10 protein-coding genes are annotated in these 8,621 nt (G+C 67.8%); 6 read left to right on the forward strand and 4 right to left on the reverse strand.

Annotated features, from left to right (window positions below; all coding sequences use genetic code 11):
- A partial coding sequence (locus RMN86_RS15055; RefSeq protein ID WP_309606670.1) for a hypothetical protein occupies positions 1-204 on the forward strand: 204 nt, incomplete at its 5' end.
- 269 nt (positions 205-473) lie between these two features.
- Here the strand turns inward: RMN86_RS15055 and RMN86_RS15060 are convergent.
- The gene (locus tag RMN86_RS15060) at positions 474-1,304 is read right to left on the reverse strand and encodes an SDR family oxidoreductase (protein ID WP_309606671.1); all 831 of its coding nucleotides are present in this window, start codon (positions 1,302-1,304) and stop codon (positions 474-476) included.
- A gap of 128 nt (positions 1,305-1,432) precedes the next feature.
- On the opposite strand from RMN86_RS15060, the gene RMN86_RS15065 reads away from it, so the two are divergent.
- From RMN86_RS15065 to RMN86_RS15075, 3 genes are all read left to right on the forward strand, one after another.
- Positions 1,433-2,242 carry a DUF1295 domain-containing protein gene (locus tag RMN86_RS15065; protein ID WP_309606672.1) on the forward strand — a complete coding sequence of 270 codons (810 nt, stop codon included), beginning with the start codon at positions 1,433-1,435 and terminating at the stop codon, positions 2,240-2,242.
- A gap of 8 nt (positions 2,243-2,250) precedes the next feature.
- Positions 2,251-3,174 (forward strand): nitronate monooxygenase, encoded by a 924-nt coding sequence (locus RMN86_RS15070; protein ID WP_309606673.1) that lies wholly within the window; start codon positions 2,251-2,253, stop codon positions 3,172-3,174.
- A gap of 72 nt (positions 3,175-3,246) precedes the next feature.
- Positions 3,247-4,206 carry a helix-turn-helix domain-containing protein gene (locus RMN86_RS15075; protein WP_309606674.1) on the forward strand — a complete coding sequence of 320 codons (960 nt, stop codon included), beginning with the start codon at positions 3,247-3,249 and terminating at the stop codon, positions 4,204-4,206.
- A gap of 17 nt (positions 4,207-4,223) precedes the next feature.
- On the opposite strand, the gene RMN86_RS15080 is transcribed toward RMN86_RS15075, so the two are convergent.
- Genes RMN86_RS15080 through RMN86_RS15090 form a run of 3 tightly spaced genes read right to left on the reverse strand, consistent with a single transcriptional unit; the run spans position 4,224 to position 7,545 of the window.
- A complete protein-coding gene (locus tag RMN86_RS15080) occupies positions 4,224-4,739 on the reverse strand; it encodes a nuclear transport factor 2 family protein (RefSeq protein WP_309606675.1) in 516 nt (171 codons plus the stop codon).
- An 11-nt stretch (positions 4,740-4,750) separates the two neighbouring features.
- Positions 4,751-5,182, reverse strand: coding sequence for a nuclear transport factor 2 family protein (locus RMN86_RS15085; RefSeq protein WP_309606676.1), 432 nt, complete (start codon positions 5,180-5,182; stop codon positions 4,751-4,753).
- Positions 5,183-5,238: 56 nt separating this feature from the next.
- The gene (locus tag RMN86_RS15090) at positions 5,239-7,545 is read right to left on the reverse strand and encodes a TonB-dependent receptor domain-containing protein (protein ID WP_309606677.1); all 2,307 of its coding nucleotides are present in this window, start codon (positions 7,543-7,545) and stop codon (positions 5,239-5,241) included.
- Between the two features lie 481 nt (positions 7,546-8,026).
- On the opposite strand from RMN86_RS15090, the gene RMN86_RS15095 reads away from it, so the two are divergent.
- Positions 8,027-8,443, forward strand: a complete 417-nt coding sequence (locus RMN86_RS15095) for a nuclear transport factor 2 family protein (RefSeq protein ID WP_309606678.1) — start codon at positions 8,027-8,029, stop codon at positions 8,441-8,443.
- Between the two features lie 4 nt (positions 8,444-8,447).
- On the forward strand, positions 8,448-8,621 hold a 174-nt coding region (locus tag RMN86_RS18180), incomplete at its 3' end, for a nuclear transport factor 2 family protein (RefSeq protein WP_405041354.1).

Here is an 8,621-nt window from a genome sequence, read left to right on the forward strand (position 1 = left end):
GAGGACGAGGACTTCCTCGACCTCGACCCCGACCAGCTGATCGCCCGGCTCTGCGAAGAGCTCGCGGTGGAAGCCGCCAGGGCCAACGCCGTGCTGGCGCCGCACAAGGCTGTGGCCTCGGCCGCCCCGCCGGAGACTGGCCCTACCCCGGGCGCGCTCGCCAACGGCCACGACGCCCCGCCGCCGCCCGCCGACACCTCCTGATCGGGCGCTCGCCGGCGACTGCGTCTCGGCAACTTCCGAAACTGCAAATCCCCCAAATTCTGTCATCCTGGACGGCCTGCAAGGCCGATCCGGGAGCCAGGAGCAACCGCACAGCGGGAACCCCCTGGGTCCCGGCGCTTCAGCCTGCGCGCGCAGGCTTGCGGCCGGGATGACAGGGAACTTTCGTGATCCGCAAAGGCGAACCCGGCGCCGCCCGGCGACCCCCGGTGGAGCTGACCATACCTGGCTGAGCCCAAGAACCGAAAGCGCTACGGCTTGGGCGACGAGTGGGCGACCCACTCCGCGCTCACTTGCGCATAGTCGGCGCTGAACCAGCGGGGATAGCCGTGCAGGGTCTGGCCGCCGTCGATCAGCACCTCGGCGCCGGTGACGTAGCCGGCCTCTTCGCCACAGAGGAAGACCGCCAGGCGGGCGATGTCTTCCGGCCTGCCGAGCCGACCGACCGGGGTGTTGCGCAGCGCGTCGGCGCGAACCGCGGGGTCGTCGAGCAGCGAGCGGGTCATGGCCGTCTCGATCACGCCGGGCAGGATCAGGTTGACGCGGATGCGATGGACGCCAAGCTCGGACGCCAGGGATTTGGCCAGCATCCGCACCCCCGACTTCGACGCCACATAGGCTCCGAGCAGATCGCAGACATGAGTGGCCGCGGTCGAGGCGTTCATGACGATGGCGCCACCCCGGCCTGCGTCACGCATCAGCCGCGCGGCGCCCTGGGCCATCAGGAACCCGCCGTTCAGATTGACCTCCACATGCTTGCGCCACTGGTCGAACGGCAGGTCGATCAGCGCGCCGTAGCGCCCGTACCCGGCGTTGAGGAACGCGGCATCCAGCCGGCCCGACCAGCCGCGGACCTGTTCGAACAGGGCCGCGACGGCGTCCGGATCGGTCTGGTCACATGCGTGCGCCAGCACCTCGGCGCCGGATTGCTTGAGCGCCGTCGCGACCGCGTCCAGTTCGTCCCCCCGCCGGTCGGTGACCACCACCCTGGCCCCGGATCGCGCGAAGGCGAGCGCCGCGGCCGCTCCGATGTCGCCCGCCGCGCCGGTGATCAGCGCCGTCTGTCCCGTGAAATCGCCCATGATCGCCTCCGCGTCGCCGCGAGCCGGTCCCCTTGGCCCGCACCCCTCGTCTTGCGCAGCCAAGTTAACTTGCATAGAAAGACTGTCAAATCACCCGCCTCGATGGGGCGACCTCGGGGGAGGGGACAATGCCGCAACTCGTCATCGTGCTGGCGGTCAACGCCGGGGTCATCCTGGCGCTGTTCGTCCTGGCCTGGGCGGTCTGCGTGGCGATGCGCGACTGCACGCCTGTCGACAGCCTCTGGGGCCTGGGCATGGGCGTGGTGGCGCTGTCGACCTACATCCAGACCGGCGGCGGGACCCCCCGGCGCATGGTGTTGACCGGGATCTGCCTCGCCTGGGCGCTGCGGCTGGGCGGCTACATGCTCTGGCGCTGGCGCGACCACGGACCTGACGGCCGCTATGTGCGGATGCTCGACAAGGCCAAGGCCGAACGCGGCTGGGGCTATGGCTACGCGGCCTTCCGTCTGGTGTTCCTGTTGCAGATGCCGCTGCTCTGGCTGGTCTGCCTGCCCATCCAGCTCGGCCAGATCGCCGCCGAGCCGGCGCGGCTGGGGCCGGTCGGCTGGATCGGCGCGGGGCTGGCGGTGTTCGGCCTGGTCTTTGAGAGCCTCGCCGACTGGCAGCTGGTGCGGTTCAAGAAGACCCCCGCCAACAAGGGCGAGGTGCTCGACCGGGGCCTGTGGCGCTATACCCGGCACCCCAACTACTTCGGCGACGCCTGCGTCTGGTGGGGCCTGTGGCTGGTGGCGGCCGAGACCACGCCGGGCCTGTTCGCCGTCGTCGGGCCGGCCTATCTGGTGTTCACCCTGACCCGGTGGAGCGGCGTGCCCACCGTCGAAGGCCGCCTGCGCCGCCGCAAGCCCGCCTACGAAGCCTATATGCGCCGCACCTCAGGCTTCATCCCCTGGCCGCCCAAGCCGCTGGACGCGGACTGAGCCACCCCATGTCCTTGCCCGCGCACATCGCCGAGCGCCTGCGACTGCCGGCCATCGCCGCGCCGATGTTCCTGGTCTCGGGTGTCGAGATGGTGCTGGCGGCCTGCAAGGGCGGGATCATCGGATCCTTTCCCGCCAACAACGCCAGGACCCTGGACGACCTGGATGACTGGATGGGTCGGATCGCGGCCACCCTGCCGGCCGACGCCCCGCCCTGGGCGATCAATCTCATGGTCCATCGCTCCTACGCCCGCTGGGAGGAGGAGCTCGAGCTGGTGCTGAAACACCGGCCGCCGATCGTCATCACTGCGCTGGGCAGCCCCGTGGCGGTGGTCGAGGCGATCCACGGCTACGGCGGCCTGGTCTATGCCGACGTCAATTCCCTGACCTATGCGGGCAAGGCGGCCGGCGCCGGCGTCGACGGCCTGATCCTGGTGGCGGCCGGGGCCGGCGGTCACACCGGCCAGATCGCCGGCTTCGCCTTCGCGCCGGCCGTGCGCGAGGTGTTCGACGGGACGATCGTGCTCGGCGGCGGGATCGGGACCGGCCGCGCCATACGCGCCGCGCGGATGCTGGGCGCGGACCTCGCCTACCTGGGCACCCGGCTGATCGCCTGCGCCGAGAGCCTGGCGGTCCCCGGCTACAAGCAGATGCTGATCGAGGCCACGGCGGAGGATATCGTCACCTCCGCGGCGCTGACCGGCATCCCCGCCAACTGGCTGCGATCCAGCCTGATCGCGGCGGGCCACGATCCCGAGGGACTGAAGACCAAGGCTCCGATCGCGCTCGGCCGGCCGGAGGATGCGGCGATGCGCTGGCGCGACGTCTGGTCGGCGGGCCAGGGCGCGGGCGAGATTCGTGCGATCGAACCCCTGGCCGACATCATCGACGACCTTGCGCGCGACTACGCGGCCGCCGGGCAGGGCGACTGACCTCAGCCGGTGAGCGCTTGACAAGCCCAGGGGGTGACCGAAGGGTCGCCGCTTCCGATAATCAGAGGCGACATGGCGCAGTCCAGCCGTACCCCTATCTCCGAAACGGCGCGGGCCACCCAGTCGATCCAGGCCAATTCGGCCACCCGGGCGCTGAATGTACTGGGCGACCGCTGGACCCTGATGATCCTCTATCTGGCGTTCCAGCGGGTGCGGCGGTTCGAGGAGTTCCAGGGCCGGATCGGCATTGCCCGCAGCCTGCTGATCGACCGGCTGCGGCGCCTGCAGACCGCCGGCATCCTGGTGCGGGTCCGCTACCAGGAGCGACCGGCGCGTGAGGACTATCATCTCTCGGAGATGGGCCGGGACCTCTACAGCCTGGCCCTGATGATCGTCCGGTGGGAGAAGCGGTGGTTCTTCGATCCCGCCAATCCCGCCCATCGCCTGAGGCACAGCTGCGGCAACGACTTCACGCCCGAATTCCGCTGCGGCCATTGCGGCGATCTGGTCTCGCCGCGCGACGTCTATGTGGAGGACGGCCCGGGCGCGGGCTTCGATTCGGCGCGACCGCCCCGCGCGCAGCGCCGCTCGATCGTCCCAGCCGACGCGCTCAACCAGGGCAACCCGATGCTGGACCGCGCCTTTCAGGTGCTGGGGGACCGCTGGACCGCCCATGTGATCGCCGCGGCCTTTATGGGACATCGGCGGTTCAACGTTATCCAGAGCGCGCTTGGCGTCGCGCCGAACATCCTGTCAGACCGGCTGACGCGGCTGCTGGACATGGGCGTCCTGAGCCGCGGGCTCTATCAGCAGCGGCCCGACCGTTGGGAGTACCGGCTGACCGAGATCGGGCGCGACCTCTATCCGCTGATCGCCGAATTGAACCGCTGGGGCGACCGGTGGCTCGCCGGAGACAACGGCCCGCCGCTGATCACCTTTCACCGTCCCTGTGGCCATCGGCTGGAGGCGCGTGTCACCTGCGATCAGTGCGGCGAAACGGTCGACGCCTTCAACGTCACGCCACCGGAATAGGTCGGGTCCTCGCCGCCTCAGACCGCCGGGCGGGCGAGCATGGCGCGCAGTTCGTCGGTCATCGGCGCGCCGGCCTTCATCGCCGCGCTGATCCGCCCATCGTAATATTCCCGCCATTCGGAAACCAGGAGGCCGCGAAACTGCAGCGAGCCGGCATAGGGGATGGCCACATGCTCGCCGGTCTTCAGCCAGAACTCGTCGACGCCCTCCATGAACAGCCGATCCGCGGATTCGGCATGGTCGAAGATCCGCCAGGCGTTGGTCTTGATCACGGGGGCCATGCCCTGCAAGGCCGTGCGCATGGCCGCCTTGCCGTGGATCGCCGGCGCGTAGCCGGAGGAGTTGCGCCAGACGATGTCGTCGGTGACGTGCACCAGGACGCCTTCGACGTCCTGCGTGCGCCAGGCGGCGATGATCGCCTGCAGGACGGGATAGAGGCGCGGCATGGCGGGCTCCTTGGCCAGGGCGGGGGCCGCCGCCAGCGCGCTGGCGGCGGCTGCGGCGGTCAGCAGATTTCGGCGGTCGATCGACATGGGTCCGTCCTTCAGCCGGCCAGCGGCCGGTCGAGCAGGCCCGACACCTGCTTCGACAGAGGCGCACCCGACTTCTGCTCGGCGATGACGCCCAGGTCCACATAGTCGCGCCAGCCGACGATCAGGTCGTCGCGAAACTCCAGCACCCCGGCGTAGGGGGCGGCGACCCGTATCCCGTCGGTGGTCCGGTACTCATCGACACCTTCGATGAACAGCCGCTCGCCGGCCTCGGCGTGGGCAAAGATGCGCCACTGGATGGCGTGCATGTCCTGTTGGAAGCGGGTGAGCAGCTTGGCCGCGGCGACCTTGCCTCGGACCGGCGGCATGGCGCCCGCCGCATAGTGCCAGACGATGTCGTCGGCCATGTGCGCCAGGACGGCCTCGACGTCCTTGGCCTGCCAGGCCGCGATCACCTGTTGAAGGATCCCATAGTAGCGACCCATGCACGATCACCCGCGTTGAAGGATGGCCGGGCGCGCCGCGCCCGGCCTGGAGACGGTCAGAACGGCACGGACACTTCCGCGCCGAAGGTCCTGGGGGCGGCAAAGGATGACATCTCGTCGTTGAAGAAGACGATGATGTTGGTCCGATAGACCTCGTCGGTGATGTTCTTGCCGAACACCGAGACACTCCAACCCTTGCCCGGAGGGGTCAGGGTGATGCGCCCGTCGAGGGTGCCGTAGGCCTTCTCCCACGACGTATTCTCCGGCGCCCAGGGCATCTTGCCCTGCCAGCGGTAGCTCAGGCGCGCCACCAGCGCATCCTCCCACGACCCGACGTTGGTGGTGGCCTCGGCGCCGACTGCGCCCTGCCATTCCGGGGTGCGTTGCATCAGGTGGCCGGAGTTGTCGACGCCGTTGAACACGAACTGGTCATAGCGGCCGTGGACATAGCTGCCGCTGGCCCAGGCATGGAACCGGGCGGTCGGGGCATATTGCAGGTCGGTCTCGAAGCCCTTGATCGTGGCGCCGGGCGCGTTGCTGATCACGTTGCACAGGCACGAGGCCAGGGTCTGCTGAACCTGCAACTGCTTGTACTTCATGTAGAAGACGGCGGAGTTCCAACGCACCGTATGGTTCAGGAATTCGGCCTTGTAGCCGACCTCGTAGTTGGTGACCGTTTCGGGGTTGTAGGGCGTGGCCGCCGCGACGGCTTTGGAGGCGTCATTCTGGAATCCCCCGCCTTTGAAGCCCTGGGAGACCGTGCCGTAGACCATCATGCTGTCGTTCGGCGTCCAGCGCAGGATCGCCTGCGGCGTCAGCTTCCTCCAGCTGTCGCCATAGCCGGTGAAGAAGTTGGTGGTCAGCGGCGTGAGCGGGGCGGCGTCGGCCGGATGGAACTTGTCGCCGGTGGCGACGATGATGCCCTGCTGGGTGCCGCCCTTCTTGTCGGTCGTGTAGCGCGCGCCGATCTCGATCTTGAGCGTGTCGGTGATCTTGTAGCCGATCTGGGCGAAGGCCGCGACATCCTGGTTGTGGCCGTAGTCGTCCCAGTGGGATTCACCTGACAGGGTCGGCAGCACCAGGGATTCGCCCCAGAACCGATTGAACTGGTGCACGCGGCTTTTCAGGTAGTAGGCGCCGACGATCCAGTCGAGGCGGCTCGACGGATCGGTGGAGGTCAGCCGGATCTCCTCGGAGAACTGGTGAACCTGCTCGATGAAGTTCACCGGCTCGGCGAACAGCAGCGAAGAGCCCACCGAGGCCAGTTGCGCCGCGGTCAAACTGAAGCCGTTCGTCGGGCCAAGGCCGGTCTGGTCGTAGAGGGTGAAGGCGCGATTGTCGCGATAGCCGGTGACGCTGGTGAACCGGATGTTGGGCGCGACGTCCTTCTCGACCTTGGCGATCACATCATAGGTCTCGTGCCGCGCCGATTGCGGCGTGGGCGCCAGGTCGCCCTGGAACTGCGGCCAGACGGGGAAGCTCTCGCGAAGGTTCAGGCCGCCGGGGCGGAGCGCCGCGATCAGGCTGCGGGTCCCCGACCAGATGTTGGGGCCGGCGGGCAGGGTCGGGCTCTTCAGGCCGACGCGGTTGACGCCATCGTTGCTGTCCTTGGAATAGTCGATGTTGATGCTGGCCCGCAGGTCAGAATTGGTCGGCCGGTAGGCGAGTTGCACCCGGCCCTGCACGGAGTCCAGATTCTCCAGGTCGGTGTTGTGCAACAGGTCCTTGGCGTAGCCGGAATGATTGATCGTCTGGAACGAGAAGCGCCCGGCCAGCGTGTCGGTCAGGGCGCCGGTGATGAAGCCCTGGGTCTGGCGCAGGTCATAGTTGCCGACCGTGAGCGTCACCCGGCCGGACTGCTCGAAGGCGGGCGCGTTGCTGATGATGTTGACCGCGCCGCCGGCGACGTTCTTGCCCAGCAGCACGCCCTGCGGCCCGCGCACGACCTCGATCCGCGCGACATCGTAGAACGCCGAATTCAGGTTGCCGGAGCGGCTGACATAGACGTCATCGACGAAGGTCGAGACCGACTGGTCGGCGGTGGGCGAGGTCAGGCGGGTGTTGACCACGCCGCGGATGTTGATCTCGTTGGCCTGGGGCGAGTTCGCGGTGAAGGAGATGCCGGTCATGTTGTGACCCAGGTCCTCGAGCGTCAGAACCCGGTCCTTGGCCAGGCTGGCGCCCGACACCGCGGTGATCGACAAGGGTGTCGTCTGGACGTTCTCCTCGCGCTTCTGGGCGGTGACGATCAACTCTTCCAGCTGGGTCGGGCCAGCCGCCGCGGCGCCGGCGGCCGCGGCCGGAAGAGCGAGAGCCATGCCTGCGAGCAAGGCGATGGCGGATGTCGTGTGGTGCAGCTTCACAGCTCTTCCTCCCCCGGACCGCCTCGGCCCATGACGAGCCGAAAGGTCCATGTTGTGGTTCCGCGCAGCGCGGAATTTCCAATGCGATCGAGGGGGTGCGGCGCCCTGGGATGATCCGGTTCGGCTGGCGTGATCGAAGGAGCAACGCCAACTTGCATAACAGCGGCGACGGTCGACCGCCTGGGTCGCTTTGGTCGACGCTACTGGTTCCCGAAGACCCTGTTGACGACTTTCCCCCGTTTGGCTTTTTTGCTTTTCTATGCCGCCAAGGATATGTGGTGTTTTATCGTCTCGTCAAGCAAGTCACTCAATCGGGGAACGTCGACGCCTCCCCCTGGCTGGCCGCTGACCCGACCGCCGCGGGGCGGGATTCGGCGGTTCCAGAAATGACTTGCCAATGGTGAGTACTCTTATGCAAGTTAAATCCAGCGTCGCGGCGGCAAGGCTTGGCCGTTCCGACAACAAGGGGAGACGAGAGGCCATGACCGCAGCGGTTTCTGACGAACGCAAGATCGCCCTGGGCCGCGAGATGGCGGAAGCCTGGCGGGCGCTGGACTGGCGAAAGGTCGCCGACATGTTCACCCCCGAAGGCGTGCTGCATTCGATGATGGTCGACCCGGTGGTCGGCCGCGAGGCGGTGTTCAAGCGGGTCTCCGGCCTTGGCGACGGCCTGGAGTCCATCACCCTGAACATCCACCACATGGGCGTCATCGACGGGGTGCTCTACATGGAACGCACCGACGAATTCGTCATCCGCGGCAAGGCGGGCTCAGCGCCGGTGGTTGGCGTGCTGGAATTCGAGGGTCCGCTGATCAAGGTCTGGCGGGAATATTACGACCGCGCCCATCTGTTGAAGGCCATGGGACTGGTTGAGGATTTCGATCAGAAGACCCGCTGAGCCCATGGCGGAGTCAGGAATCCTGACCGACGAGCTTCGCGCCCTGCTGGACAAGCAGGCGATCGCCGAGGTGATCCTGCGCTACAGCCGCGCGGTCGATCGCGGCGACGAGGCGCTGTTGCGCGCCTGCTATCACGAAGATGCGGTGGAAGACCACGGCGGATCGTTCCTGGGCCCG

This window comes from Phenylobacterium sp. (assembly GCF_031360265.1).
Classification (GTDB): Bacteria; Pseudomonadota; Alphaproteobacteria; order Caulobacterales; family Caulobacteraceae; genus Phenylobacterium.

Excerpts from the sequence above, each read along its gene's own strand:
- RMN86_RS15060 (WP_309606671.1), bottom strand. The coding sequence starts at position 1,304 with ATGGGCGATTTCACGGGACAGACGGCGCTGATCACCGGCGCGGCGGGC.
- RMN86_RS15070 (WP_309606673.1), top strand. The coding sequence starts at position 2,251 with ATGTCCTTGCCCGCGCACATCGCCGAGCGCCTGCGACTGCCGGCCATC.
- RMN86_RS15075 (WP_309606674.1), top strand. The coding sequence starts at position 3,247 with ATGGCGCAGTCCAGCCGTACCCCTATCTCCGAAACGGCGCGGGCCACC.
- RMN86_RS15095 (WP_309606678.1), top strand. The coding sequence starts at position 8,027 with ATGACCGCAGCGGTTTCTGACGAACGCAAGATCGCCCTGGGCCGCGAG.
- RMN86_RS15080 (WP_309606675.1), bottom strand. The coding sequence starts at position 4,739 with ATGTCGATCGACCGCCGAAATCTGCTGACCGCCGCAGCCGCCGCCAGC.
- RMN86_RS15065 (WP_309606672.1), top strand. The coding sequence starts at position 1,433 with ATGCCGCAACTCGTCATCGTGCTGGCGGTCAACGCCGGGGTCATCCTG.
- RMN86_RS15085 (WP_309606676.1), bottom strand. The coding sequence starts at position 5,182 with ATGGGTCGCTACTATGGGATCCTTCAACAGGTGATCGCGGCCTGGCAG.